The sequence below is a fragment of the Mycobacterium sp. OTB74 genome (assembly GCF_029892685.1).
Lineage (GTDB): Bacteria > Actinomycetota > Actinomycetes > Mycobacteriales > Mycobacteriaceae > Mycobacterium.
Genome location: NZ_JARXVD010000008.1, coordinates 190,606 through 217,592, shown reverse-complemented (window position 1 = coordinate 217,592; position 26,987 = coordinate 190,606). Strand labels below are relative to the sequence as shown.

Sequence of the window (26,987 nt, the reverse complement as noted above, 5' to 3'; positions counted from 1 at the left end):
CTCGAGTACTACAACAATCAACGCCGCCACTCAGCCATCGGAGACCAACCTCCGATCAGCCGACTGTCACCAACCTGACCGCCGAGTACAGCTAGAGGCCCTAGGCTGCACGAAATTGGCCTTCTTCGGCGGTAGGGTTTGACCCCATGCATCTGAAGAGTCTGACGCTGAAGGGCTTCAAGTCCTTCGCTTCGCCGACGACTCTTCGTTTCGAACCGGGCATCACCTGTGTGGTGGGTCCGAATGGTTCGGGCAAATCAAATGTCGTCGACGCACTGACTTGGGTGATGGGTGAACAGGGCGCCAAGACGCTGCGCGGCGGCAAGATGGAAGACGTCATCTTCGCCGGCACCTCGTCCCGAGCGCCGCTTGGTCGCGCCGAGGTCACCTTGACCATCGACAACTCCGACAACGCGCTACCGATCGAATACTCCGAGGTGTCGATCACCCGCCGGGTGTTCCGCGACGGGGCCAGCGAGTACGAAATCAACGGCAGCAGTTGCCGTTTGATGGATGTGCAGGAATTGCTGAGTGACTCCGGCATCGGCCGTGAGATGCATGTCATCGTCGGCCAGGGCAAGCTCTCGGAAATCCTCGAATCGCGTCCCGAGGACCGCCGGGCCTTCATCGAGGAAGCCGCTGGGGTGCTCAAGCACCGAAAGCGCAAGGAAAAAGCGGTCCGCAAGCTCGATGCGATGCAGGCCAACCTGGCCCGCCTGACGGACCTGACCACCGAGCTGCGTCGTCAGCTCAAGCCGCTGGGTCGCCAGGCCGAGATGGCCCGTCGCGCCCAGACCATTCAGGCCGACCTTCGTGACGCGCGGCTACGGTTGGCCGCCGACGACCTGGTCACCCGCCAAGCCGAGTTCGACGACACCAACTCCACCGAGATCGTGCTGCGCCGCGAGTACGACGAGGTCAGCACCCGACTGGAGGCCGCCAGCGCTGAGCTGGCCGGACACGAAGCTGCGGTATCCGGCCTGGCCGGCCGCGCCGAGGCCGCCCAGCAGACCTGGTTTCGGTTGTCCGCCCTGGCCGAACGGGTCAGTGCCACTGTTCGGATCGCCGCAGAGCGCACCCAGCTGTTGGATACCGAACCGGAAGTTTCCACCGGCCGCGATCCCGAGGAGCTCGAGGCCGAGGCCGAGGCAGTCGCTGAGCACGAGGAACAGTTGCTCGCTGAGCTTGCCGAATCGCGGAGTCGGCTGGAAGCCGCGCGGGCGGCCCTGGCCGAATGCGAACGGGCAGCCGCCGACGCCGAACGAGCACAGATCGCCGCCGCGCGCGCCGAGGCCGACCGCCGCGAAGGCCTGGCCCGGCTGTCCGGTCAGGTGGACACCATGCGCACTCGCATCGAGTCCACCGATGAAGGTGTGGCGCGGCTGACCGGCAGTATCGAGGAGGCCGCTGCCCGGGTGCAGCAGTCGCAAGCTGAATTCGAGACCGTGCAGGGCCGGGTGAGCGAACTCGATGCCGGCGAAGTGAGCCTGGACGAGCACCATGACCGCACCATCGGCGCGTTGCGGGTGGCTGATGAGCGAGTCGCTGAATTGCAGGCCGCCGAGCGTGCCGCCGAGAAACAGGTGGCCTCGCTGCACGCCCGCATCGACGCACTGTCAGTGAGTCTGGATCTCAAGGACGGCTCGGCATGGCTGCAGCAAAACCATGACGGCTCAGGGCTTTTCGGCTCGGTGGCCGAGCTACTGCGGGTACGGACCGGTCATGAGGTCGCGATCGCCGCGGTCCTCGGCGGGGCCGCGGATGCGCTGGCTGCCGACAGCTTCGACTCAGCGCGTGCCGCGGTGGATGCCCTCAAGCGCGGCGACGGTGGGCGGGCGGCCATCGTGCTGGGCGACTGGCCCGGCGAAACCGCGTCGCCGCGTACGGATTTGCCGTCCGGTGCGCGATGGGCACTGGAGCTGGTCGAGGTACCGGCTCGGTTGAAAAACGCCATCACCGCAATGCTGGGCCGGGTCGCCGTCGTCGGTGATCTGCCCGCTGCGCTGGACTTGGTGGCCACCCGGCCCGAGCTCCGGGCGGTCACAGCGGACGGAGATCTGGTCGGCGCGGGCTGGGTGAGCGGCGGATCTGACCGCAGGCCAAGCGCTTTGGAGATCACCTCCGAAATCGACAAGGCGCGTGCTGCGTTGGCGGAAGTGGAACGGCAGACCCACGAATTGGGTGCGGCGCTGTCCGGTGCGCTCGATGAGCAGGCGGACCGCAAGGACGCTGCTGAACAGGCGCTGGCCGCCCTGAACGAGTCCGACGCCGCCATTTCATCGGTGTACGAGCAGCTCGGCCGGCTGGGCCAGGACTCCCGGATGGCCGACAGTGAATGGCAACGGCTGATTCGCCAGCGCGACGAACTGGAAGCCAGCAGGACCCGGACCCTGGCTGAATTGGCCGAATTGGAAGATCGCTTCCACAACGCGCAGCAAGAGCCCATGTTCGACGTCGAACCAGTGGACCGGCATGAGACCTCGGCGGCGGCCGAGGAAGCCCGCGCCGTCGAGGTCGAGGCCAGGCTGGCGGTGCGCACCGCCGAGGAGCGCGCGAATGCCGTTCGCGGGCGCGCGGATTCGCTGCGCCGCGCGGCAGCGATCGAGCGCGAAGCCCGGCTCCGTGCGGCGCGTGCCCGTGAGGCGCGCGAGCACGCGGCCAAGGTGGCCGCGGCGGTGGCCGATTCGGGTCGGCTGGTTCTCGAAAAGCTCACTGCCACAGTCGCTGTGGCGGCACGAAGCCGCGATGCACTGGCCACCGAACGGGCGCAGCGCTCGGAAGGGCTGACGCGTGCGCGAACCGAGGTGGCCGAACTGAGCGCCCGGGCGGGCGCGCTGACCGAGGCGCTGCACCGTGACGAGGTCGCCAAAGCCCAAGCGGCACTGCGCATCGAACAACTCGAACAACAGGTCCTGGAGCAGTTCGGTATGGCGGTGGCCGACCTGGTTGCCGAGTACGGACCTGAAGTTCCTTTGCCGCCAACCGAATTGGAGATCGCCGAGTACGAGCAGGCCAAGGAGCGCGGCGAGCAGGTCACCGCACCCGCGCCGATGCCATTCGACCGGCCGACCCAGGAACGCCGGGCCAAAAAGGCGGAAAAGGAGCTGACTGAACTCGGCCGGGTCAACCCACTGGCACTGGAGGAGTTCGCCGCTCTGGAGGAGCGCTACAACTTCCTGTCTACGCAGCTTGAGGACGTCAAGGCCGCCCGTAAGGACCTGATGGATGTCATAGCCGACGTCGACGACCGGATCCTGCAGGTGTTCGCCGAGGCCTACGAGGACGTCGAACGCGAATTCACCCAGGTGTTCGCCACGCTGTTCCCGGGCGGCGAGGGGCGGCTTTTGCTGACCAACCCGGGCGACATGCTGACCACCGGTATCGAGGTGGAGGCCCGGCCGCCGGGCAAGAAGGTCAAGCGGCTGTCGCTGCTGTCCGGCGGCGAGAAGTCGCTGACCGCTGTCGCCATGCTGGTTGCCATCTTCCGGGCCCGTCCGTCGCCGTTCTACGTCATGGACGAGGTCGAGGCCGCGCTGGACGACGTGAACCTGCGCCGGCTGATCAGCCTGTTCGAGCAACTGCGGGAAAAGTCACAGTTGATCGTCGTCACCCACCAGAAGCCGACCATGGAAGTCGCCGACGCGTTGTACGGCGTCACCATGCAGGGCGACGGCATCACCCAGGTGATCTCTCAGCGCATGCGCGGTCAGGAGCTGGCGTCCACCGGGTCGTAGCCAAGGCCTCGCGCTGCGGTCGCCACCGCTGACACGATGTCGCCTCAACGGTGCTGACAGAATGGCACCGTGTCGGAAGGTCTCTGGATCGCGCTCGCGGTCGTTGCTGTTCTTGTTGTCGTCGCTCTGGCTGTCGGACTCGTCCGTTACCGCCGGAGCCGCATCTCGCTGTCCGCGCCCGAAAAGGCGCCAGGAAAGCAACAGATCGACCGTTCTGGTGGCTATACCGCGTCGTCCGGCATCACCTTCAGCAGCTCCGATACCGCCGAACGTCTACCGACAGTCGGCGACGATGCGGAAATCCCCAGGGATGCCCCGAAACGAACGATTTCCGACGTTCAACTGCCCGAACCAGAGCCCGAACCCGTGGTGGTCCCCGAGCCGGAAGTTGCAGCACCTGAGCCCGAGGCCGAGCCGGAACCCCAGCCAGAGCTGGAACTCCAGCCCGCGCCCGAGGCGGAACCGGAGCCGGAGCCCGAACCCGAGCCCCGAGAAGAGATCGCCCCGACCGCAGGCCGGCTGGAACGGCTGCGTGGCCGCCTGGCCAAGTCTCAGACCGCGCTCGGCCGCAGCATGCTGGGCCTGCTCGGCGGTGGCGACCTGGACGAGGACTCCTGGGAGGAGATCGAGGACACCCTGCTGATCGCCGACCTCGGCCCCACCGCCACCGAATCGGTGGTCAGTGCGCTGCGCACCCGGATGGGCGAGGCCAGCGTGCGTACCGAGGCCGACGCCCGCGCGGTGCTGCGCGAGGTGCTGATCAAGGAACTGCGGCCCGATCTGGATCGCTCGATCAAGGCGCTACCGCATGCCGACAAGCCGTCTGTGCTGCTGGTTGTCGGGGTCAACGGCGCCGGTAAGACGACCACGGTCGGAAAGCTGGCCCGGGTCCTGATCGCCGACGGCCGCCGGGTCGTTCTCGGCGCGGCCGACACGTTCCGAGCCGCAGCCGCCGACCAGTTGCAGAGCTGGGGTGCCCGAGTCGGCGCCGACGTCGTGCGCGGCCCCGAAGCCGCCGACCCCGCGTCGGTGGCGTTCGACGCGGTGGACAAGGGCGTCGATGCGGGCGCCGATGTCGTGGTGGTCGACACCGCGGGCCGGTTGCACACCAAGACCGGTCTGATGGACGAGTTGGGCAAGGTCAAGCGCGTGGTCGAGAAGCGTGCAAAGGTCGACGAAGTGCTGCTGGTACTGGACGCCACCATCGGTCAGAACAGCCTGCCGCAGGCCCGGGTGTTCGCCGAGGTTGTCGACATCACCGGCGTGGTGCTGACCAAACTCGACGGAACGGCCAAGGGCGGCATCGTTTTCCGTGTGCAGCAGGAGCTCGGGGTGCCGGTCAAACTCGTCGGGCTGGGTGAGGGGCCGGACGATCTGGCCCCATTCGAGCCGGCCGCGTTCGTCGACGCTCTACTGGGCTGAGTTTCTGCGACCAGTCGCAAATACTTTGCAATCCTGGGCGTGTTGGGGACACAGGTGTCTGCTGGGCGGCGCTGCAGCCGCAGATTCGCACGCATTTACCGTCGCGAAACCGAATACCCCGATCCGTTCACACGGGCGAAACACCCGTGCGTCGTAGGTGAAACAACCACTGCGCAAAGTTCTGGCCTAGGTCAACGGTGCCTGACCGTGACATGGGTGAAGGAGGAAGCAGCCAGTGGATGGATTCCCGATATTGGGCACACCGGACACCGGTGATACGGCATGGATGCTGGCAAGTTCGGCTCTCGTGTTGTTGATGACGCCGGGTCTGGCGTTCTTCTACGGCGGCATGGTTCGCGCCAAGGGCGTGCTCAACATGATCATGATGAGCATCAGCGCCATGGGTGTCGTCACCGTGTTGTGGGTGCTGTACGGCTACTCGCTGGCCTTCGGCAATGACAAGTTCCATCTGTTCGGTGATCCGACCCAGTACTGGGGTCTCAAAGGGCTCATCGGCGGCAACTCGCTGGTCCCGCACCTGGCCGCAGGAGCGACCGCGGCAGTGAAGATCCCGCTGGCCGGGACCATCCCGCAGCTGGTGTTCGTAGCCTTCCAGCTGATGTTCGCGATCATCACCGTGGCGCTGGTCTCCGGCGCCGTCGCAGACCGTCTCAAGTTCGGTGGCTGGCTGCTGTTCGCGGGCCTGTGGGCCACCTTCGTCTACTTCCCGGTGGCGCACTGGGTATTCGCCTTCGACGGCGTGACCGGTCAGCACGGTGGCTGGATCGCCAACAACCTCAAGGCAATTGACTTCGCCGGTGGCACCGCGGTGCACATCAACTCCGGTACTGCGGGTCTGGTGTTGGCGATCATCCTGGGCAAGCGCACGGGTTGGCCGGGTGCCATGATCCGGCCCCACAACCTGCCGTTCGTCATGCTGGGCGCCGGCCTGCTGTGGTTCGGTTGGTACGGCTTCAACGCCGGTTCCGCCCTCAGCGCGGACGGGGCCGCAGCGTCGACCTTCATCACCACCACGGTCGCAACCGGCAGTGCGATGCTCGGCTGGCTGCTCACTGAGCGGATTCGCGATGGACACGCCACCTCCCTGGGTGCGGCGTCGGGCATCGTGGCCGGCCTGGTCGCCATCACCCCGTCCTGCTCCTCGGTCAACGTCCTCGGCGCGCTGGCGATCGGTGTGGGCGCCGGCATTGTCTGTGCCCTTGCGGTCGGCCTGAAGTTCAAGTTGGGCTTCGACGACGCGCTCGACGTCGTCGGTGTGCACATGATCGGTGGTCTGTTCGGCACACTGATGGTCGGGCTGGTGGCCGCCAAGGAGGCTCCGGCCGGTGTTGTCGGCTTGTTTTACGGGGGCGGTTTCGACCAGTTGTGGCGTCAGGCCGTCGGCGCTTTCGCGGTGCTCGCGTACTCCGCGATCGGGACGGCTATCTTGGCCTTGATCGTCAAGTACACCGTCGGCCTGCGGCTCGACCGCGAGGACGAGGCCACCGGCATCGACGAGGCTGAACACGCGGAGACCGCATATGAATTCGCGTGATCAGGCAGGGTTTACGGTGACATCCACGGGTATCGCGGGTATTTGGAAGGAATCGACCATATGAAGTTGATCACGGCGATCGTCAAGCCGTTCACGCTTGAAGACGTCAAGACAGGCCTGGAACAGATGGGCATTCTCGGGATGACCGTCAGTGAGGTCCAGGGTTACGGACGGCAGAAGGGCCACACCGAGGTTTACCGTGGCGCCGAGTACTCCGTGGACTTCGTGCCGAAGGTTCGAGTGGAGGTCGTTGTCGACGACTCGTCGGTGGACAAGGTCGTGGATGTCATCGTGCAGGCAGCACGGACCGGCAAGATCGGTGACGGCAAGGTATGGGTCACCCCGGTTGACACCGTTGTCCGGGTCCGCACCGGTGAGCGGGGCAGCGACGCCATCTGACCGGCGTTGAATCGGCAATGACTATGCAGACACCAGATCCCGCCACCGGCGCGTCGGAGCCCCCGAAGGCTCCGGTGGCGGGATCACCTCGTCCGGCAACAGATCTGGCCACCGCGGCAGACCAACTGCTCGACGGTGGCGCCCACAGACTGGATTCGGCGGCGTTGCGGGAAGCGTTGGTTGATCTGTACGAATTCTGGCTTGCCACAAAGGCAACGGAGATCGGCATCACCGGGACCAGTGGGTTCGCCATCATTGCCACCGGCGGTCTGGGGCGGCGCGAAATGCTGCCGTACTCCGATCTGGATCTGATGATCCTGCATGACGACCTGCCCAAGGAGACGGTTACCGAAGTTGCCGAGTCGTTGTGGTATCCGCTGTGGGACGCGAACATTCACATCGACCACAGCGTCCGAACCGTGCCGGAGGCACTCAAGACCGCCGCCGCCGACGTGTCGGTGGGCCTGGCGATGCTCGACGCCCGGCACATCGCCGGCGATTCCGACCTGTCGTCGTTGTTGATCGGCGGGGCCAGGCGGCAGTGGCGCACCGGGATCGCCCCGCGCTTCACCGAACTCATCGAGCATGCCGAATTGCGTTGGCAGCGTTCGGGACAGATCGCACATCGCGCGGAACCGGATTTGAAGAACGGTCGCGGCGGACTGCGCGATGTGCAATTGCTCAACGCGCTTTCCATCGCTCAGCTGGCTGATGTCTACCCGAGTCGTTCGCTGGCCTCACCGACCGGAACTCTCGGCGAGGCGCACCTTGCGCTGCTCAACGTTCGCACTGAACTACACCGCATCTCGCACAAGGGACGCGAGATGCTGCTGGCGCAGTACGCCGACGAGGTCGGTTCCGCGCTGGGTATAGGGGACCGCTTCGACCTGGCCAGGACGATCAGTGATTCGGCTCGGACTATCAGCTACTACGTCGACGCCGGTATCCGAACCGCGGGCAATGCATTGCCGCGCAGGGGGTTTGCCGCGTTGCGCCGCCCGGTGCGCCGCCCACTCGACGAGGGGGTGCTGGAATACGGCGGCGAGGTCATCCTGGCCAGGGATGCCAAGCCACAGCGTGACCCGGGCCTGATCCTGCGGGTGGCCTCGGCGTCGGCCACCACCGGCTTGCCGATGGCTGCCTCGACGTTGGCGAGGCTCGGCGACTCCGCGCCGGAGCTTCGGACACCCTGGCCGACCGAAGCGCTCAACGACCTGCTGGTGATGCTGGGGGCCGGTCCGGGTGCGGTAGCCACGGTCGAGGCATTGGACCGCACGGGCCTGTGGGGCAGATTGTTCCCCGAATGGGGTGCGGTGCGTGACCTGCCTCCGCGCGACGTCGTGCATATTTGGACCGTCGATCGCCACATGATCGAAACAGTCTCCCGGGCAAGCGCTTTCACCACCCGAGTGGCCAGGCCTGACCTTTTGGTGCTGGGGGCGCTGCTGCATGACATTGGCAAGGGACGCGGTGGAGACCACAGCGTGATCGGCGCCGAGTTGGCCGAGCAGATCGGCACCCGGTTGGGAATGTGGCCCGGTGACATCGAGACCCTGTCGAAGATGGTCCGGTACCACCTGTTGTTGCCCGACACCGCCACCCGTCGAGACCTGCAGGATCCGAAGACCATTGCGGTCGTCGTCGACTGCCTCGGCGGCGACGCACTGCTGCTGGAACTGCTGCATGCGCTGGCCGAGGCGGACTCGCTGGCTACCGGTCCCGGCGTGTGGGGCGACTGGAAAGCCTCATTGATCGGCGACCTGGTTCGCCGCTGCCGAATGGTGATGGCGGGCGAGCCGCTGCCACAACCCGATCCGATTGACCCGCACCATCTTTCGCTTGCCGCCGAAGCCGGTGTACACGTCGAGCTCAACCCGGGGAGCAGCCCGCACATCTTCAACGTGACCATCATTGCTCCCGATCGAGTGGGGTTGCTGTCCAAGGCATCCGGGGTGTTGGCGCTCAACTCGCTGCGGGTGTATTCGGCGTCGGTCAACATCTATGAGGGATTGGCGATCAATACCTTTGTGGTGTCACCGCATTTCGGGTCACCGCCTGCCGCCGAACTGCTGCGGCAGCAGTTCCTCCTGGCCCTTGACGGCGATCTCGACGTGATCGGCTCGCTGGAGCAGCGCGATGAGGAAACACCCGCCAGTTCCCGGCGTGCCGGAGACATCCCCGACGCGGTGCCTGGTCACCAGACCGTGGCACCGCCGCGGGTGCTCTGGTTCGACGGCTCCTCGGGTGGCGAGCTGGTGGTGCAGATCCGCAGCGACGACCGACCCGGACTGCTTGCTCGTCTGGCCGCGGTGATCGAGCGCACGGGCTTCAACATCTCCTGGGCCAAGGTGACGACGCTGGGCGCGACTGTGGTCGATGCGTTCGGCCTTGTGGTGCCGGAGGGAGCGACCGGCACGCCGGAGTCCCTGACGGAGTTCGAGCGCGACCTATACGCGATCTTGCCGGCCCCACCCAAGCCGACGTCGGCGACCAGTTGAGTGTGGTCGGACCCGAGAATTCGGGGGCCACGTCTTTGACCCAAGCCATGAACATCTGAGATTCCAGGGGGCATGTGATGACTGGGCCGGCACCGAGCAGCCAGGATCAGAAATGGAATTTCCCGAATATCAACAGCGCGGTCTAGCAGCTCAAGGCCGAGCAGGTCAGGGTGAAAGCCCTTTTGACGAAGAGCGCGCGAGCTTGCAGATCTCTCGGATGTCTGGGGTGGCGAAGGCTCCGCGTCGTACCAGGCTGAACAGCAGAAATTGCATGACAAGGCCGATAGGGTGAACGAGACGCCGGCCCGGTTGGTTGCCGCGGCCGAGGGCGCTTCGGGGACCATGCAGTCGACCGAGACCAACGTCACCGGGATGTTCAGCTGACGCGGGCGCGCAACCACACTACTTTTGCCGGGCCGCTAGGCTAACCACGTGTTTGAATCCCTGTCCGACCGGTTGACCGGTGCGCTGTCGGGTCTGCGCGGCAAAGGCCGACTGACCGACGCGGATATCGATGCCACCGCCCGTGAGATCCGCCTGGCCCTGCTCGAGGCCGACGTATCGCTGCCGGTCACGCGTGAATTCATCGGCCGGATCAAGCAGCGCGCCAAGGGCGCGGAGGTTTCCGGCGCGCTGAACCCGGCGCAGCAGGTCGTCAAGATTGTCAACGAGGAACTGATCGGCATCCTCGGCGGTGAGACGCGTCAACTGGCCTTTGCCAAGACCCCGCCGACGGTCATCATGCTGGCCGGTCTGCAGGGTTCGGGTAAGACGACCCTGGCCGGCAAGCTGTCGAAATGGCTTGCCGAACAAGGACATACGCCGCTGTTGGTGGCCTGCGACCTGCAGCGCCCAGGTGCGGTCAACCAGCTGCAGATCGTCGGTGAACGCGCCGGCGTCAGTGTCTTCGCGCCGCATCCCGGCGTCTCGCCCGACGGCGTCACCATCGACCAGATGACCACGGGTGACCCGGTATCGGTGGCCGCCGCTGGTCTGGCCGAGGCCAAGGCCAAGCACTTCGACGTCGTGATCGTCGACACCGCCGGCCGCCTCGGCATCGACGAAGAGCTGATGGCCCAGGCCGCCGCGATCCGCGACGCCGTAAAGCCCGACGAGACCCTGTTCGTCCTGGACGCCATGATCGGTCAGGACGCCGTCACCACCGCCGAGGCGTTCCGCGCGGGCGTCGGCTTCACCGGTGTGGTGCTGACCAAGCTCGATGGCGACGCCCGCGGCGGTGCCGCGCTGTCGGTCCGTGAGGTCACCGGCGTGCCGATCCTGTTCGCATCTGCGGGCGAGAAGCTCGAAGACTTCGACGTCTTCCACCCGGACCGGATGGCCTCGCGCATCCTGGGCATGGGTGACGTGCTGACCCTGATCGAGCAGGCCGAGCAGGTCTTTGATCAGCAGAAGGCCGAGGAAGCCGCCGCCAAGATCGGCTCCGGTGAGCTGACGCTGGAGGACTTCCTCGAGCAGATGCTGATGATCCGCAAGATGGGTCCGATCGGCAATCTGCTGGGCATGCTGCCCGGCGCCGGCCAGATGAAGGACGCCCTGGCCGCGGTCGACGACAGCCACCTGGACCGCATTCAGGCCATCATCCGCGGCATGACCCCGGCTGAGCGCAGCGATCCGAAGATCATCAACGCCTCGCGCCGACTGCGCATCGCCAACGGCTCCGGTGTCAGCGTTGCCGACGTGAACCAGCTGGTGGACCGCTTCTTCGAGGCCCGCAAGATGATGTCCGCGATGGCCGGACAAATGGGAATGCCGTTCGGCCGCAAGAACACTCGCAAGGCGGCCAAGGGCAAGAACAAGCAGGCCGGCAAGGGTAAGAAGACCGGGCGCGGCCCGACGCCGCCAAAGGCAGCACGCAACCCGTTCGGCATGGATCCCAGCGCGTTGCCCGGTGGCTTCCCGGACCTGTCCAACATGCCCCAGGGGCTCAACGAATTGCCGCCCGGTCTGGCCGACTTCGACCTGTCGCAGCTGAAGTTCCCGAAGAAGTAGCGTGACCACTCTGCACATTCGCGGTCGGGGACTGCCCGACGGTGAACCTGTGCAGTGGTGGATACATCAGGGTGTGCTCTCGGCAGAGCCGCTGGACAATGCCGGGGCGAGCGCAGCGACGGGGGAAGAAGTAGTCACCGTCTTTGACGGCGGCTGGATCATCCCCGGGCTGGTCGACGCGCACTGCCACGTGGGGCTGGGCCCCGGTGGCGCCGTCGAGCTCGATGAAGCCGTCGTCCAAGCCGAGACCGAACGGGAAGCGGGTGCGCTGCTGCTTCGTGACGCCGGATCGCCGGTGGACACCCGCAGCTTCGACGACCGCGACGACCTGCCGCGGATCATCCGCGCCGGGCGGCATCTGGCTCGGCCCAAGCGCTATACGCCTGGACTGCCCATCGATATCGAGGACGAGTCGCAGCTGCCGCACTACGTCGCCGAGCAGGCCCGACGCGGCGACGGCTGGGTGAAGCTGGTTGGTGACTGGATCGATCGCGGCGTCGGCGACCTGGCTCCGCTGTGGTCCGATGACGTCCTCAAAGAAGCCATCGACACCGCCCACGCCAACGGTGCCCGGGTCACCGCGCACGTGTTCGGTGAGGAGGCGCTGCCCGGGCTGATCAATGCCGGGATCGACTGCATCGAGCACGGCACCGGCATCACCGAAGACATGATCGAGCTGATGCTGGCCCACGGCACCGCCCTGGTTCCGACGCTGATCAACATCGAGAATTTCCCGGGTATCGCCGACAAGGCCACCAAGTATCCGACGTACGCCAAGCACATGCGTGACTTGTACGCCTCGTGCGCCCAGCGGGTCGGGGCCGCTGTTGAGGCCGGGGTGCCGATCTATGCCGGCACCGACGCCGGCGGCATGATCGCGCACGGCCGGATCGCCGACGAGGTCACCGCACTCGGGCGAGTGGGCCTAAGTCCGACCGACGCCCTGGGCGCGGCCAGCTGGGATGCTCGAAAGTGGTTGGGGCGTCCAGGTTTACAGCACGGTGCTTCGGCCGATCTGGCCTGCTACGACGACGACCCGAGAAAGCCTGGCGTGCTCAACCACCCGGCGCTGGTGATTCTGCGCGGCCGCATCTGGCGGTAGCGCGTCAGGCGGCGGCTACAGCGAGCCGACGGTCACCGACCGGTCCTGAGCGAAACCCCAGTCCAGCAACTGCGAAGCCTGGTCCCAGTACGTCGGGCCGCCCTCGTGGATCAGCCCGTACATCATGGCGATCACCAGACGACGTCCGCCGCGGTCGGCCGCGGCGACGAAGGTCTTCCTCGCGGCGTCGGTGAAGCCGGTCTTGCCGCCGATGGTGCCGGGGTAGCGCTGCAGCAGCTGGTCTTCGTTGACGATCGGCTTGTCGCCGGTCGCGGTCGGGAACATCGCCGCGGGCTGCGCGGTGATCTGGGCGAAGTAGGGGTTGCCCATGGCAGCCCGGAAGATGATCGCGAGGTCACGCGGCGTGGTCCAGCCTGAACCGCCTGCGCCGTCCAGGCCCGACGGGGTGGCGGCGTGGGTGTCGACGGCCCCGATCGAGGCGGCCTTCGCGTTCATCTTGGCCACCGCGGTGTCATAGCCGCCGATCATGTCGGCGAGGGTGTTGGCCGCGTCATTGCCGGAGACCAGCAGCACCGCGTCGAGCAATTGGCGGGCGGTGTAGGTATGGCCCGGGACGATGCCCACGCAGTTGCACTCGGCTTTGGTGTCAGCTTCGTTGGCGGTCACCGTCGCGTCGAGGTTCGGCAGCTCGTCCAGTGCCGTCAGGGCGAGCAGTGTCTTGATGGTGCTTGCGGGTGGGTGCCGCATGTCCATATCGCGGCCGGCTAGCACCTGGCCGGAATCCATGTCGGCAACGATCCATGCCGGGGCGGGGCCGTCCGGGAGCGGAGCGCTGCCAACCGGCTGAATCTGCGGATCCGCCCCAGCCGTGGGCGGTGCGGCCATGAATACGAATGTCAGCGCTGCCATGGCGGCCGTTACTAACCTTCCCATGGGTTCACGAGCGTACTGGCCATTGCTGATCGACGCCTCCCAGGTGCAAGAGTGGTGTTCAATCGGGGTGTGCTGAGCCTGGAAGAAATCTCTGATCGCCTGGAAATCCAACAACTGCTGGTGGCGTACTCCACTGCGATCGACACCCGCCAGTTCGATGATCTGGAGCGGGTTTTCACCCCCGACGCCTATATCGATTACCGGGCGATGGGTGGTATCGACGGCCATTTTCCGGAGGTGAAGGCCTGGCTGGCGCAGGTGCTGCCGAACTTCCCGTCGTACGCGCACATGCTCGGCAACTTCGACGTGACGATCACCGGTGATGCCGCCACGTCGCGGACCTTGTGTTTCAACCCGATGGTGCTGCCCGGTGCCGAGGGCGTCGCCGATGCAGCGCGGCAGGTGCTGTTCTGTGGACTCTGGTACGAAGACGAGTTCATCCGCACCGCCGATGGCTGGCGGATGACACGACGGGTCGAGAGCAAGTGCTTCGATCGGGTGGTCTGAGCCCGTCACCCGCGGATTCACGATTTTCATCGGACCTGCCTGCTCTGGCAGAATGGTGGGCTGTCTGTCCGCGACCCGTTTGATGCGCCGCGCGGCAGTCACACACGTGAGGCAAGACCGGACCGGGCAATCCGCCCGAGTCGCTGAATTGCAGCGTGGCAATCACAGGAGAAGTTGATTCATGGCTGTCAAGATCAAGCTCACCCGGCTTGGCAAGATCCGCAACCCCCAGTACCGCGTCATCGTCGCTGACGCGCGCACCCGTCGCGATGGCCGCGCCATCGAGGTCATCGGTCGCTACCACCCCAAGGAAGAGCCGAGCCTGATCGAGATCGACTCGGAGCGCGCACAGTACTGGCTGGGCGTCGGCGCCCAGCCGACCGAGCCGGTGCAGGCCCTGCTGAAGATCACCGGTGACTGGCAGAAGTTCAAGGGCCTGCCGGGCGCCGAGGGCACGCTGAAGGTCGCCGAGCCGAAGCCGTCCAAGCTGGACTTGTTCAACGCTGCACTGGCCAACGCTGACGCCGCTCCGGCCGGCGAGGCCGTCACGCTGAAGAAGCGCAAGGACAAGAAGGAAGAAGCTCCGGCCGAGGCCGCCGCTGAGACCGAGGCTGCTGAGGCCACCGAGGCCACCGAGGCTGAAGCGCCCGCCGAATGAGCAATGTCGTCGTCGACGCCGTAGAGCACCTGGTCCGCGGGATCGTCGATAACCCCGATGACGTCCGTGTCGACATGGTGACCAGCCGCCGTGGTCGCACCGTTGAGGTGCACGTGCACCCTGATGACCTGGGCAAGGTCATTGGGCGCGGCGGCCGCACCGCCACCGCGCTGCGCACCTTGGTGGCCGGTATCGGCGGCCGGGGCATCCGCGTCGACGTGGTGGACACCGACCAGTAGTCGGCTAGAGAAGGCAGACATGGACCTCGTGGTCGGCCGCGTCGTCAAGGCGCATGGCATCAGTGGCGAGGTTGTTGTCGAAGTACGTACCGATGACCCCGGCGAGCGTTTCTCGCCGGGGTCATCGCTGCGTAGTAAGCCCGGTGCTCGTAGCGCTGAGCGTGCAGAGCGGACCTATGTCGTCGAGTCCGTGCGGGAGCATGGCGGTCGGCTGCTGGTGCGGCTTACCGGGGTGTCTGATCGCAATGCGGCGGACGGACTGCGCGGCACCCTGTTCCTGGTGGACACCGCCGACCTGCCGCCGATCGATGAGCCCGATGAGTTCTACGACCACCAGCTGGAAGGGCTGCGGGTGCGCACCGTCGACGGTGTCGAGGTTGGTGTGGTGACCGAGGTGCTGCACACACCGGGCGGTGAATTGCTTTCGGTGCGAACAGAATCCGGCAAAGAGGTGCTGGTGCCCTTCGTCACCGAGATGGTCCCGACGGTGTCGCTTGCCGACTCGTTGGTAGAGATCGACCCGCCGGACGGTCTACTTGAGTTAGGTTGAGGCGCATGCGTATTGACGTCGTCACCATCTTTCCGGCCTATCTCGATGCGCTACGGCAGTCCTTGCCGGGCAAGGCAATCGCCAATGGCATCGTCGAACTCGGTGTGCACGACCTGCGCAGGTGGACCCACGACGTACACAAGTCCGTCGACGACTCGCCGTATGGCGGCGGTCCGGGAATGGTGATGAAGGCTCCGGTCTGGGGTGCCGCCCTGGACGAAATCTGTTCTTCGGAAACCATTTTGGTGGTTCCCACCCCCGCCGGCAGGCTGTTCACCCAGGAAGACGCCCAGCGCTGGTCCAGCGAGTCGCACCTGGTGTTCGCCTGCGGGCGCTATGAGGGTATCGATCAACGGGTGGCCGACGACGCAGCTCGCCGGATGCGTGTTGAGGAAGTGTCGATCGGCGACTATGTGCTGCCGGGCGGTGAGTCCGCGGCACTGGTGATGATCGAAGCAGTGGTTCGGTTGATGCCCGAAGTGTTGGGCAATCCGGTCTCCCACCAAGATGATTCACACTCGGCGCACGTCGGGGGAGTGCTGGAGGGGCCGAGCTATACCCGACCGCCGACCTGGCGTGATCTGGAGGTGCCGCCGGTATTGCTGTCCGGGGACCATGCCAAGGTCGCCGCGTGGCGTCGCGAACAGGGACTACAGCGCACCCGAGAACGCAGGCCTGACCTCTTGGGCCCGGAAGCGTTGCAGGACTAGCTGATTCGGCCGCCGGGGAACATGGTCTTGACAGCGTTGGTGATGGCGGCTCGGGCGCCGACGTCATCGGTGGGCTGCAACGAGCCGATCGCCATGACGTAGCGACGGTCCGCGCCGATCACCCCGGTCGAGATGTGCATCCAGTTGTTGCCATTCCAGTCCGGCATCCAGCCCTGTTTCACCGCGACCGGCTCGCCGTACAGGCCGTCCGGAATGCCGAACCGCTGCGGATAGCCGTCAGAGCCCGAGGCCGTGGACTGGGCCAGATCGGACAGAATCATGCCGGCGCGCTCCGCAGGCAGCCCACCGGTGCCGTTGAGCAGCTGGTCGTAGTACCGCACCAGATCGCTGACCGTGCTCATGGTGTTCCACCAGTGACCGTCGTACGGTACGGATGTCCCGGTCAGCCCATAGCGAGCGGCCACCCGGGTGATGATGTCGTTGCCTCCGCTACGGCTCCAGAAGGACTCGGCGGCCGAGTCGTCGGACGAGCGCAGCATGGTGTCGAGCGCCTGGCCATCGGAGGTGCTCAGCGTGGTCTGGCCCTTCGCCTCCTGCAGCAGCAGATCGTCGGCGATGAACAGCTTGGCCACCGACGCGATGGGCATAGGTGAGTTGTCGCCGTTGGTGATCAACTGTCCGGTGTTGCGGTCCAGCACCGCGGAGCTGATGGTCGCCCCCGAATTCGCAGCGTTGTCGGTGGCCTGGTGTTCCCGAGTGTCCAAGCCCGTCAGGGCGGAGGGGAGGGTTTCTCGGGAGGGGGCGTCCGGCAGGGCCACAACGGTGCCGATCGGAACGACGGTCAGATCAGGGTGCCTTGGCGGCGCACCATAGACCTTCGCCTCGCAGCCAGCCGTGAACGTCACCGCAGCCGTAATGAACGCGGTGATGGTCAGCAGCTTCGCGGGCCGCGGTCGCATGGTCCTCCTTGCCTGGTACGGGCCTGGTGTGCCAACGCAGGGCTCCGACGGTTGTTCACGTGCAGTTTCCCGGTTGATAAGAGTAATCGGTCATTAGCATCGTTGTGACGCGTGCGCGGCGGTGTTGGGTGTGATGTGTGATGCTTTTTAGCTGTGAAGACGGGCCAGGCCAACGTAAGAGCAGTGGTGAGCGGAACGGGCCGGCGCCCATCGGCGGACGTGCTGGCATCGCGATTTCGTCACATGGCACCCATCTGGCACAATTGAGCAGTTGTCTGCGCTAGGTGCGTGGATCGCGTCCTTACGGATGTGTCCTCACCAGCTGCGGCATCCACACCAAGAACGTCCGTAAAGAGATTGGCCCGGCGTCGCGTCGAATTCCGACAGGCGACTGCGGCCGCGAGCTAGCAAGGAAGTGTCACCGATGAAAACGCTGGACTTCGTCGACCAGGCGTCGCTGCGCGACGACATCCCGGCCTTCAACCCCGGCGACACCCTCAACGTGCACGTCAAGGTCATCGAGGGCAACAAGCACCGTGTTCAGGTGTTCAAGGGCGTCGTGATCCGCCGTCAGGGCGGTGGCATCAGCGAGACCTTCACCGTCCGCAAGGAGAGCTACGGCGTCGGCGTCGAGCGCACCTTCCCGGTGCACTCGCCCAACATTGACCACATCGATGTCGTCACCCGCGGTGACGTGCGTCGCGCCAAGCTCTACTACCTGCGTGAGCTGCGCGGCAAGAAGGCAAAGATCAAGGAGAAGCGCTGAATCCGTGACCGGATCCAGCGACGAGACCACTGCCTCGAACGAGGCCGCTACTTCGGACGAGGCCACGGCTTCTGACGGGGCCACCAACACCGACGCGAAGGTCGGCGGTAATGCCGCCGACTCGAAGCCCAGATTCGCAGCCCTGCGTGAGGGCGCGATCTTGGTCACCATCGCCGTGGTGCTGTACTACGTCATGCTGACATTTGTGGCGCGCCCCTACCTGATTCCCTCCGAATCCATGGAGCCGACGCTGCACGGCTGCACTGGCTGCGTCGGTGACCGGATCATGGTCGACAAGATCACCTATCGGTTCGGCCAGCCTGAACCGGGTGACGTGGTGGTCTTCAAGGGTCCGCCCAACTGGAACATCGGCTACAAGTCGATTCGTTCGGACAACCCCACCATCCGGTGGATTCAGAATGCACTCTCGATTATCGGCTTCGTGCCGCCCGATGAGAATGACCTGGTCAAGCGCGTAATCGCGGTCGGTGGGCAGACGGTGCAATGCCGGGCGACGACCGGGTTGACCGTCGACGGCAAGAAGCTCGACGAGCCCTATCTCGACCCGGCCACCTTGATGGTCGACCCTGCCGTAGAGCCATGCCTGGGTCCTGATTTTGGCCCGGTAAAGGTGCCGGCCGGGCGGATCTGGGTGATGGGCGACAACCGCACTCACTCGGCAGACTCCCGCGCCCACTGCACGGACTCACCTGCCGATGCCATGAAGGGCCTCAAATGCACCGGTGACCCGACCGCGGGCACTGTTCCGGTGGGCAATGTGATCGGCAAAGCCCGGTTCATCGCCTGGCCGCCATCGCGTTGGGGCATGGTCAAGACGTTCGATCCGCAGACCGGCAACTAAGGCAGTCGCGTTGTCCGGGGTGGTCTCCTCCTCGCGCGGGCGCTCGTCGGGGGTCGCTTCCTCCTCGCACGAGCGCTCGTCGGCTGGCTGGCCGCCGAGGACCGTCATCCGCAAGTCCTCAGGCCTGCGCACCCTGGAATCCGCGCTGTACCGCAGCGGGCTGGGTCCGGTTGCCGGGGTCGACGAGGTCGGTCGCGGAGCATGCGCCGGACCGCTGGTCGTGGCCGCCTGTGTACTGGGGCCCAATCGGCTGGAAAGCCTTTCGGCCCTTGATGATTCGAAGAAATTGACGGAGGCCGAACGGGAACGGCTGTTTCCGTTGATCCGGCGCTACGCGCTGGCTTATCACGTGGTTTTCATCCCGTCGGTCGAGGTGGACCGCCGGGGTGTGCACGTGGCCAACATCGAGGGCATGCGCCGAGCCGTCGCCGGTCTGCCCATGCGTCCCGGCTATGTGCTGTCCGACGGATTCCGGGTGCCAGGTCTGCCGGTGCCGTCCCTGCCGGTGGTCGGTGGGGACGCCGCGGCCGCGTGCATCGCGGCGGCCAGTGTGCTGGCCAAAGTCAGCCGCGACCGGCTGATGGTCGAGATGGACGACGAACATCCGGGATACGGGTTCGCCGATCACAAGGGGTACAGCACCGCTGCTCACGCCGCCGCACTGGGCGAACTCGGGCCGTGCCCGCAGCACCGCTTCTCGTTCGCCAACGTCCGTAAGCTCGTGACCAACCCGGCAATAGGACAGCGCTGCCGTTCCGGGTAGGGGAAAATGGACAACACCACACATGGACAAGACGCCACCGCCAACCGTGGCCGTACCAACCGAAGGACCGCTGAACTGATGAGTCTGAGCCGATGAGCGCCGAGGACCTCGAAAAATATGAGACCGAGATGGAGCTCTCGCTGTACCGCGAGTACAAGGACATCGTCGGGCAGTTCAGCTATGTCGTGGAGACCGAGCGCCGTTTCTACCTGGCCAACAGTGTCGAGCTGATTCCGCGCAACGCCGACGGCGAGGTGTACTTCGAGCTCCGCCTGGCCGATGCCTGGGTCTGGGACATGTACCGGCCGGCGCGGTTCGTCAAACAGGTCCGTGTCATCACCTTCAAAGATGTCAACATCGAAGAGGTGGAGAAGCCCGAACTGCGTCTGCCCGAGTAACTTTCGTCGTGTCGGCGCTCGGGCAGTGGTTCCACGTCATCGACTTGGTGGGCGTGGCGACCAATGCTGTACTCGGTGGCATCATCGCCCGCGAGGAGCGGATGGATCCCATCGGATTCCTCACGCTGGCGTCGTTGTCCGGGTTGGGCGGCGGCATCATCCGGGATACGTTGCTGCAGCACGGCCCTCCGGTCGCACTGACCGACATCCGCTACATGGCGTGTGCCGTGCTCGGTGCAGTGGTCGCGTTTCTGGTGCCGATACGCGGCCATGTCTGGACTACGGTGCTGGCCTATATCGATGCCCTGGCACTGGGGTGCTGGGCGACAGCCGGCGCGCAGAAGACCCTGGCCCTCGGGTTGGGCTGGGTTCCGGCGTTGATGTTGGGCACCATCACGGCGGTCGGAGGCGGCACCCTGAGGGACGTCACCGCGCGTCGAGTGCCGCAGATTTTCGGTGGCAATACGTTGTATGCGACCAGTGCGATGGTGGCCAGCGCCCTGGTCTGCGTGTTCTGGTACACGGGTGTACGTGGTGGCGCTGCGGTCGCAACACTGGCTGGTGCCGCGCTGTGCCTGGTGGCGCGGTACCGGGGTTGGCAGCTCTGGGGTGGGCTGTCCTGGGAGTACAGCTTCTCGCGGCAGCCGGGGCAGCGACTGCCACGCCTGTCGGTGCGCATGCTGCGGGACGCGCCACCCGATGAGGGCCGGCGGTAAGCAAACTCCCTGCGGGTGGAAGGCGGACGCGCCGTCCCGACCAGTGGTCTTCGGGACATACAGCCATTTACCAGTGTTGTTACGCTAGGGCGGTGGTAGCTAAGGATCCGAACGGCAAGTCGTCGCTTGCGGCGACGAGTTGGACGCTGCTCGGGATGCTCTCCTATGAAGAGGAACTCAGCGGCTACGACATCAAGAAGTGGATCGACTGGAGCGTGGGGCTCTACTACTGGAGTCCGTCCTACAGTCAGATTTACACCGAGCTGAAGAAGCTGGAGGGGCTCGGCTACCTGGAGTCCCGGGTCGAGCAGGACGAGGGACTGCGCAGCCGGCGCCTCTACAAGATCACTGCCGCCGGTATGGATGCGGTAGCGGACTGGACCAATAATGCTCCGGTCGACCCGCCGGTGCTCAAGCACAGTGTGCTGCTGCGGGTCACTTTTGGCCATCTCAGCGACCCGACGCGCCTCAAAGAGCTATTGGAAGAGCACATAACTTATTGCGAGACGATGGAACGGCGGGCCGCCGAAGACTCTGAGGGCGCGAAAGCTCAACCGGTCTGGGCGTATTCGGTGATCGCACTGCGGTGGGCTGCCAAATATTACGCAGCCGAGCGGGAGTTCGCGCTGGAGTTGATGAAGGACATCGACGAAGCCGCCGCCGTGCTGAAGCAGGCCGCTAAAGGTGTTGCGGGCCATCCGAGTTCGACGCCGGGCCTGTGGCGAGAGGTCGAGCGTCAGGTTCAGGGCGGCCGGGAGGGCTAGCCTCAGCCCTTTTCATTCTGGGCTGTACCACCCAGAATGAGTGTGTGGCTTCCAGTCGACCTGCCGTCCTGGTTTTCGACGTTAACGAGACGCTCATCGACATCGAATCGCTTGCGGTGCAGTTCGGGCGGATGTTCGGTGATCCTGCCGTGCTGCGCGAATGGTTCGGTCAGCTGGTTACCTATTCGATGACGGCGACCTTGTCAGGCTGCTATGTCGATTTCTTCTCACTGGGGCGAGCGGTGCTGCACATGATCGCCGACATCCACGGCGTCGAGATCGAGCCCGACGACTTCGATGCGTTGGCCACCGGCATGCGGACCATGCCGGCACATCCCGATGTCGATGCTGGGCTGACCGCGTTGCGTGCGGCCGGCTATCGGCTGGTCACCCTGACCAATTCACCGCATATACCGGGTGCTGCAACACCTTTGGAGAATGCCGGGCTGGCCCACCATTTCGAGCAGCAGTTCAGCGTGGACCAGTCCCGGCTGTTCAAACCGGCAACTCCGCTATATCTCGAGGTGGCGCGGCAGTTGGAAGTACAGGCCGGTGCCTGCATGATGGTCGCCGCTCATGTCTGGGACACCATCGGCGCGCAGGCCGCCGGGTTCGGTGGTGCGTTGATCACCCGCCTGGGCAATGCGCCGCTGCCTGCCGAGGGGCTACCGCAACCGGACCTGATCGCCACCGACCTGGTACACCTTGCGGCTCAGCTCGATACCGTCTGAAGCGCCTCGATGATGACGTCGTACACCGCGTTCGGTGCGGTGAGCAGCGGGGCGTGGTCCACCTGGTGCGGCCGCACCTGCGCTCCCATTCGCTTGGCCATGAAGGCCTGCGTCAGTGGATTGATCATGCGGTCCTGATCGGCCTGCAGGTACCAGGTGGGTAGTCGATGCCAGCCCGGCTCTGATACCGGCTGCTGGATGCAGGTTGCCGAGATGGGTCGCTGAACCGCGGCCAGCACGGTCAGGTCAGCTGCGTCCGCCTTCTGCGAGAAGGTCTCTCGCTGCAGTTCCGGCAGCGTGCCACGGGCGCGGGCTGAGGCGGTAGAGACCACATGGTCGACGCTGCCGATCCGCTCGGCAAGAGCGGCGATGGACGTGTCGTCGGTGACGTCGACGACCTCTGCGGTGATCCCGGGATCGTCGTACGCGGTGGCCAGCTTGGCTTGGTCGCGCCCGGCCACACCACATCGGCGCCCTCGGACCGGGCCAGCAGCGTGATGGCCCTGGCGATTCCGGAGCCGCGTCCGATGACCAGGACCTTCTTGCCGTGTAGCGACGTACTCACGAGAGTGCTCCTTGTGTTGCCGTCGAGGATGCTGGGGCGGGAGTGAATACCCATATTGGGTGGAGCAACCCAAACATAGACAATAGGTCGGCTGTGGTCAATGTCTTTGGTGCACTGGGTGTTTCCTGTGGGTTAGGTATCTGCTTCTGGTGTGAGGTGGGGGATTCCGGCATAATGGGCTGTGTATCCCATAAATGCGATATCGGGGAATGGAGTTTCCATGGCAAAAGTTCATCACCGCTACGCGACCGTCGACGGGCATCAGTTGTTCTACCGGGAGGCCGGAGATAAAGAGGCCCCGGCGGTGGTCCTGCTGCATGGTTTTCCGACCAGTTCATATATGTTTCGGGAGTTGGTCCCGGCCCTGGCTGACCGGTACCGGGTGATCGCCCCGGACCATCTGGGATTCGGATTGTCCGACGCGCCGCCGGCCGGCGAGTTCGACTACACCTTCGACGGGCTCGCGGCCCTGACTAGTGGTTTGTTGCGTAGCCTGGGCGTCGACAAATACGCGATGTATGTCCAGGACTACGGGGCGCCGATAGGCTGGCGGCTGGCGTTGGCCGAGCCCACCGCGGTGACTGCGATCATCAGCCAGAACGGCAACGCTTACGATGCGGGATTCGTCGAGAGCTTCTGGAAGACGGTGTGGGACTACCAGAATGACCCGACTCCCGAGACCGAGGCGCCGGTACGTGCGTTCCTCAGCCTGGAGGCGACGCGTTGGCAGTACGTCACCGGGGTTACCGATCCGACGCTGCTGAATCCCGAATCCTGGCACCACGACTATGCGCTGCTCTCCCGTCCGGGCAACGATCTGGTCCAGTTGGCACTTTTTCGCGACTACGCGACGAATGCGCCGATGTACCCACGGGTGCACGAGTACTTCCGTGCCACGGGGGTACCGCTGCTGGCGGTGTGGGGCCGCGGCGACGAGATCTTCGGGCCTGCCGGAGCTGAGGCGTTCGCCACGGATCTGCCGGATGCTGACGTGCACCTGCTTGATGGCGGACACTTCCTGCTCGAATCAGCGCTCGACGAGGTGGCAGCGCTGATTCGGGCATTTCTGGCCAAACATCTGACCTGAGGCTGACCATCACCGGAGTAGCCTGAATGGTTGATGGTCACTGCAGATCCGAGTGCCGAGAGGCGGCATACCGCGAAGGGGCGCGCTACCCGACAACGGATTCTGCAGTCCGCTGCCGAGGTGATCCTCGCCGAGGGGCTGTCCGGACTGAGCATGGACAAGGTGCGCAGTGCCGCAGCGGTCAGCGGATCGCAACTCAGCTATTACTACGACGACAAGCAAGCATTGATCCGCGCGGTGCTCGATCGGCAGATCGAGGTGGTGCTGGACTTTCACCGCCAACCTCAACTCGGCGGCTTCGAAACCTTCGGCGACTACGAACGCTGGATCGACCGCAACGTTCGCTACCTTCGCCGCATCGGGTACGTCGGAACCCCGACCTACCATGCGCTGGCCGGGCAACTGATCAAGTCGGACGAATCAACCCGCGCCACACTGGGACTCGGATACCAGCGGTGGATCGCGCTGTTCGAGCGATCGCTGCAGCAGATGAAGGATCGTGGTGTCCTGGTGGCCAAAGCCCGCCCGGCCGATCTGGCGCTGGTGCTGGTGGCGGCGCATCAGGGCGGTGGCACCATGACCTTCACCTTCCGCCAGGAGTGGCCGCTGACCGACGCCCTGCGGTTTGCGGTCAACAACCTGCGCCGGTTCGCCGCCGACCCGGCCGAGCGGGTGCCGCGCCGCCCCAGGCGGGCGCGAAGCCGGCAGGAAATCCGTTCCGGCGTAATGGATTCCGATGAGCACGAACGATTCACTCGCAAGGGCTTGGTGACCCGTGCCCGCATCGTCGACAATGCCGCCAAGCTGATGTTCGTCCAGGGTGTCGTCGGGACCAGCCTCGATGATGTACGTCGGGCAGCCGGGGTGAGCGGCTCGCAACTCGGCCACTACTTCACCGACAAGCGCGATCTGACCCGGCAGGTCATTGCCTCGCGGACCAGCGACGTCCTGGCGTTCCATACTCAGTCACCTATGGCGGCTCTGGATTCGGTTGCCGCGCTGCGGGCTTGGGCTTCGGCCGCTGTCGCCGACGTCGACCCGGTCTATCTCAAAGGTGGGTGCGTGTACGGATCGCTGGTCGGTGAATTGCTGGAATCCGACGAAGAGGTGCTCGACGATCTGGCCGCCGGCTACGGCCGGTGGTTAAGCCTGTTCCAATCCGGATTCACCGCCATGCGCCGCAAGGGAGAACTGACGTCCGACGCTGACCCCCGCCATCTCGCCGCGGTGATGGTGGCCGCGCACCAGGGCGGCGCCATGCTCACCTATGCGATGGACAGCCCCGAGTCCTTCGGCGTGGTGGTCGGGGCTGCCGTCGATTACGCCGCGTCGTTTCGGCAGTCGCCGGGCAAGCGGACGTCGCGATGATATCCCGTTGCCCGCGTTAGGCTTTTCCGGCCGCGTCGCGGCCGGCGATGTAGCCGTAGACCAGTCCCTGGGCGATGGTCGCGCCCGCGCCGGGGTACACCGCACCGAAGGCGTTGGCTGCGGTATTGCCGATCGCATACAGCCCGTCGATGACGGCGCCGTCCTCGCGGTGCACCCGGGCCCGCTCGTCGGCGACCAGACCACCGCAGGTGCCCAGGTCGCTCAGCGTCATCTTCACTGCGTAGAACGGCCCGTTGGTCAGCGGCCGCAGGTTGGGGTTCGGCGTCACTGTCGGGTCGCCGTAGTAGCGGTCGTAGGCGCTTTGCCCACGGTGGAAGTCCGGGTCGATGCCCGCTGCCGCGCTTTCATTGAACCGCGTCATAGTCTGTACGAATTCCATTGTGGGCAAGCCGATCTGGGCGGCAAGCTCAGCGTAGGTATCGGCTTTGGCGGCGATCCCGGCGTCGTACCACGATGCCGGTAGCGGCATCCGCGGAAACGTCTCGGCGGCAAAGACATAGCTGTTGCGGTACTTCTGGTCGAACACGATCCACATCGACTCAACCGCCGTGCCCGCACGTTCGAGCTCCAGCACGCGCCGGCCGAACGACATGTAGTCGCCGGACTCGTTGGCGAACCGCTTGCCGTCCTGATCGACGATCAACGAGCCGGGCAGCGACCGTTCGGCCAGCATCACCGCGGGCGGCCGGCCATTGACCGAAGCGACTGCGGGGAACCACCAGGCCTGATCCATCAAGGCAGTGGCTGCGCCGAGATCGGTTGCGGCGCGGATTGCCTCACCGGTGTTGGAATCGGCCCCGAGGCTCTCATGGTCGCGCAGCGACTCGGACTGGTACTTGTGTCGCATCGCCATGTCATGGTCGAAACCGCCGGCGGCCAGCACCACTCCGCGGCGGGCGGTGACGGTCACCTCGCGGCCGTCATGGATCAGCACCGCGCCGGTCACCCGATTGCCGTCCCCGGTGAGCCGCACCAGCGACGTCGACGTCCAGATCGGGATGCGGGCCTTCAGCGCGCCGGCGAACAGTCCAGCTGCCAACGCCTGACCGCCGGCGATGTATTCGCGGCCAAGCGCCTTGCCGCCGATGCCCTGAGCCAGCCGTTTGATGATGAGCGGCAAGCCTTTCGACGGCTTGCGGGCCATCAGGTTCATCCATTTGTAGTCTGCGCCTGTGGTCGGCATCGGCAGCGCGGCCTCCATCAGACCGCCACGCAGTCGGGATCGATATTGGCCCAGCACCGAGGCATCCAGTGGACGACATTCGCAAGTGCGGCCGGCAGCGGTCCCGCCCGGGTACTCCGGGTGGTAGTCGGAGTACTCGCGCGCCCAGAACAGTCGCATCGGGGTGCTGCGCCGCAACATGTCCACCGTTGCGCTGACGTGCTTGAGGAACCCGGCCGAGCGGGCCGCGGGCGCGCTCCCGGCAACGACCGCATCCAGATACGTTTCGGCCCGGGCCATGGTGTCGGCGGCCAACAGTGGGCTTGCCGGCAGCCACAGTGCACCACCGGAACGTGCAGTGGACCCACCAACGTCGGTCGATTTTTCGACGACCAGCACGTTCAGTCCGGATTCGTGCCCGCTGAGGGCAGCGGCCAACCCGGTACCCGAGCCCACCACCAGCAGATCAACGGTCGTGTCGGCGATCTCGAGACCGAACGGAATCGTGGCTGTCGCAGAGTTCGTCACGGCTATCGAGGGTATGGCGACGGCGCGAATTCGCGGCACAGCCATCCCTGCCAGCGGG

Annotated in this window: 24 protein-coding genes and 1 pseudogene; 21 read left to right on the top strand and 4 right to left on the bottom strand. The window is 65.4% G+C overall.

What is annotated here, in order from left to right:
* Positions 1–146 precede the first annotated feature (146 nt).
* The 7 genes from smc to M2432_RS13670 all read left to right on the top strand — a co-directional run bounded on the left by smc (position 147) and on the right by M2432_RS13670 (position 12,720).
* Positions 147–3,734 carry a chromosome segregation protein SMC gene (gene smc, locus M2432_RS13700; protein WP_280827344.1) on the top strand — a complete coding sequence of 1,196 codons (3,588 nt, stop codon included), beginning with the start codon at positions 147–149 and terminating at the stop codon, positions 3,732–3,734.
* 69 nt (positions 3,735–3,803) lie between these two features.
* Positions 3,804–5,156, top strand: coding sequence for a signal recognition particle-docking protein FtsY (ftsY, locus tag M2432_RS13695; RefSeq protein WP_280827343.1), 1,353 nt, complete (start codon positions 3,804–3,806; stop codon positions 5,154–5,156).
* 235 nt (positions 5,157–5,391) lie between these two features.
* Positions 5,392–6,711 (top strand): ammonium transporter, encoded by a 1,320-nt coding sequence (locus M2432_RS13690; protein WP_280827342.1) that lies wholly within the window; start codon positions 5,392–5,394, stop codon positions 6,709–6,711.
* Positions 6,712–6,771: 60 nt separating this feature from the next.
* Positions 6,772–7,110 carry a P-II family nitrogen regulator gene (locus M2432_RS13685; RefSeq protein WP_280827341.1) on the top strand — a complete coding sequence of 113 codons (339 nt, stop codon included), beginning with the start codon at positions 6,772–6,774 and terminating at the stop codon, positions 7,108–7,110.
* 17 nt (positions 7,111–7,127) lie between these two features.
* The gene (locus tag M2432_RS13680; RefSeq protein WP_280827340.1) at positions 7,128–9,608 is read left to right on the top strand and encodes a [protein-PII] uridylyltransferase; all 2,481 of its coding nucleotides are present in this window, start codon (positions 7,128–7,130) and stop codon (positions 9,606–9,608) included.
* 432 nt (positions 9,609–10,040) lie between these two features.
* Entirely contained in the window at positions 10,041–11,618 is a 1,578-nt protein-coding gene (gene ffh, locus M2432_RS13675; protein ID WP_280827339.1) for a signal recognition particle protein, read from the top strand.
* A gap of 1 nt (position 11,619) precedes the next feature.
* Complete coding sequence (locus M2432_RS13670; RefSeq protein ID WP_280827338.1) at positions 11,620–12,720, top strand: amidohydrolase family protein; 1,101 nt, start codon at positions 11,620–11,622, stop codon at positions 12,718–12,720.
* Positions 12,721–12,735: 15 nt separating this feature from the next.
* On the opposite strand, the gene M2432_RS13665 is transcribed toward M2432_RS13670, so the two are convergent.
* The gene (locus M2432_RS13665; RefSeq protein WP_280827358.1) at positions 12,736–13,590 is read right to left on the bottom strand and encodes a D-alanyl-D-alanine carboxypeptidase family protein; all 855 of its coding nucleotides are present in this window, start codon (positions 13,588–13,590) and stop codon (positions 12,736–12,738) included.
* A 93-nt stretch (positions 13,591–13,683) separates the two neighbouring features.
* On the opposite strand from M2432_RS13665, the gene M2432_RS13660 reads away from it, so the two are divergent.
* From M2432_RS13660 to trmD, 5 genes are all read left to right on the top strand, one after another.
* Positions 13,684–14,121 carry a nuclear transport factor 2 family protein gene (locus tag M2432_RS13660; RefSeq protein WP_280827357.1) on the top strand — a complete coding sequence of 146 codons (438 nt, stop codon included), beginning with the start codon at positions 13,684–13,686 and terminating at the stop codon, positions 14,119–14,121.
* Positions 14,122–14,302: 181 nt separating this feature from the next.
* Positions 14,303–14,779, top strand: a complete 477-nt coding sequence (gene rpsP, locus M2432_RS13655; protein ID WP_280827337.1) for a 30S ribosomal protein S16 — start codon at positions 14,303–14,305, stop codon at positions 14,777–14,779.
* A complete protein-coding gene (locus tag M2432_RS13650) occupies positions 14,776–15,018 on the top strand; it encodes an RNA-binding protein (protein ID WP_280827336.1) in 243 nt (80 codons plus the stop codon). The genes rpsP and M2432_RS13650 overlap by 4 nt, the downstream gene beginning before the upstream one ends.
* Positions 15,019–15,037: 19 nt before the next feature.
* The gene (gene rimM, locus M2432_RS13645; RefSeq protein WP_280827335.1) at positions 15,038–15,568 is read left to right on the top strand and encodes a ribosome maturation factor RimM; all 531 of its coding nucleotides are present in this window, start codon (positions 15,038–15,040) and stop codon (positions 15,566–15,568) included.
* Between the two features lie 5 nt (positions 15,569–15,573).
* Positions 15,574–16,278, top strand: coding sequence for a tRNA (guanosine(37)-N1)-methyltransferase TrmD (gene trmD, locus M2432_RS13640; RefSeq protein ID WP_280827334.1), 705 nt, complete (start codon positions 15,574–15,576; stop codon positions 16,276–16,278).
* Here the strand turns inward: trmD and M2432_RS13635 are convergent.
* Positions 16,275–17,198 (bottom strand): serine hydrolase, encoded by a 924-nt coding sequence (locus tag M2432_RS13635; RefSeq protein ID WP_280827333.1) that lies wholly within the window; start codon positions 17,196–17,198, stop codon positions 16,275–16,277. The two genes, trmD and M2432_RS13635, sit on opposite strands and share 4 nt — an antisense overlap.
* A gap of 424 nt (positions 17,199–17,622) precedes the next feature.
* Between M2432_RS13635 and rplS the strand changes: the two genes are divergently transcribed.
* The 7 genes and pseudogenes from rplS (at position 17,623) to M2432_RS13600 (ending at position 22,198) form a co-directional block, all read left to right on the top strand.
* Entirely contained in the window at positions 17,623–17,964 is a 342-nt protein-coding gene (gene rplS, locus M2432_RS13630; protein ID WP_280827332.1) for a 50S ribosomal protein L19, read from the top strand.
* Positions 17,965–17,968: 4 nt separating this feature from the next.
* On the top strand, positions 17,969–18,826 hold the full coding sequence (gene lepB / locus M2432_RS13625; RefSeq protein WP_280827331.1) for a signal peptidase I: 858 nt from the start codon (positions 17,969–17,971) through the stop codon (positions 18,824–18,826).
* Positions 18,827–18,914: 88 nt separating this feature from the next.
* Positions 18,915–19,553, top strand: a pseudogene (locus M2432_RS13620) (ribonuclease HII); the annotation flags it as partial.
* A 128-nt stretch (positions 19,554–19,681) separates the two neighbouring features.
* Positions 19,682–19,987, top strand: a complete 306-nt coding sequence (locus tag M2432_RS13615) for a DUF2469 domain-containing protein (protein WP_003893809.1) — start codon at positions 19,682–19,684, stop codon at positions 19,985–19,987.
* 8 nt (positions 19,988–19,995) lie between these two features.
* Complete coding sequence (locus M2432_RS13610) at positions 19,996–20,703, top strand: trimeric intracellular cation channel family protein (protein WP_280827330.1); 708 nt, start codon at positions 19,996–19,998, stop codon at positions 20,701–20,703.
* Between the two features lie 155 nt (positions 20,704–20,858).
* Positions 20,859–21,467, top strand: coding sequence for a PadR family transcriptional regulator (locus M2432_RS13605; protein WP_280827356.1), 609 nt, complete (start codon positions 20,859–20,861; stop codon positions 21,465–21,467).
* Between the two features lie 44 nt (positions 21,468–21,511).
* The gene (locus M2432_RS13600; RefSeq protein ID WP_280827329.1) at positions 21,512–22,198 is read left to right on the top strand and encodes a haloacid dehalogenase type II; all 687 of its coding nucleotides are present in this window, start codon (positions 21,512–21,514) and stop codon (positions 22,196–22,198) included.
* Here M2432_RS13600 and M2432_RS13595 read toward each other — a convergent pair.
* Positions 22,180–22,659 carry an alpha/beta fold hydrolase gene (locus tag M2432_RS13595; protein ID WP_280827328.1) on the bottom strand — a complete coding sequence of 160 codons (480 nt, stop codon included), beginning with the start codon at positions 22,657–22,659 and terminating at the stop codon, positions 22,180–22,182. The two genes, M2432_RS13600 and M2432_RS13595, sit on opposite strands and share 19 nt — an antisense overlap.
* Before the next feature lie 324 nt (positions 22,660–22,983).
* Here M2432_RS13595 and M2432_RS13590 point away from each other — a divergent pair, with 324 nt between their 5' ends.
* Both M2432_RS13590 and M2432_RS13585 read left to right on the top strand, forming a co-directional pair.
* Positions 22,984–23,850, top strand: coding sequence for an alpha/beta hydrolase (locus M2432_RS13590; RefSeq protein WP_280827327.1), 867 nt, complete (start codon positions 22,984–22,986; stop codon positions 23,848–23,850).
* A gap of 33 nt (positions 23,851–23,883) precedes the next feature.
* Positions 23,884–25,218 (top strand): TetR/AcrR family transcriptional regulator, encoded by a 1,335-nt coding sequence (locus M2432_RS13585; RefSeq protein ID WP_280827326.1) that lies wholly within the window; start codon positions 23,884–23,886, stop codon positions 25,216–25,218.
* 16 nt (positions 25,219–25,234) lie between these two features.
* Here M2432_RS13585 and M2432_RS13580 read toward each other — a convergent pair whose 3' ends face one another.
* The gene (locus tag M2432_RS13580) at positions 25,235–26,974 is read right to left on the bottom strand and encodes a 3-ketosteroid-delta-1-dehydrogenase (protein WP_280827325.1); all 1,740 of its coding nucleotides are present in this window, start codon (positions 26,972–26,974) and stop codon (positions 25,235–25,237) included.
* Positions 26,975–26,987: the final 13 nt, after the last annotated feature.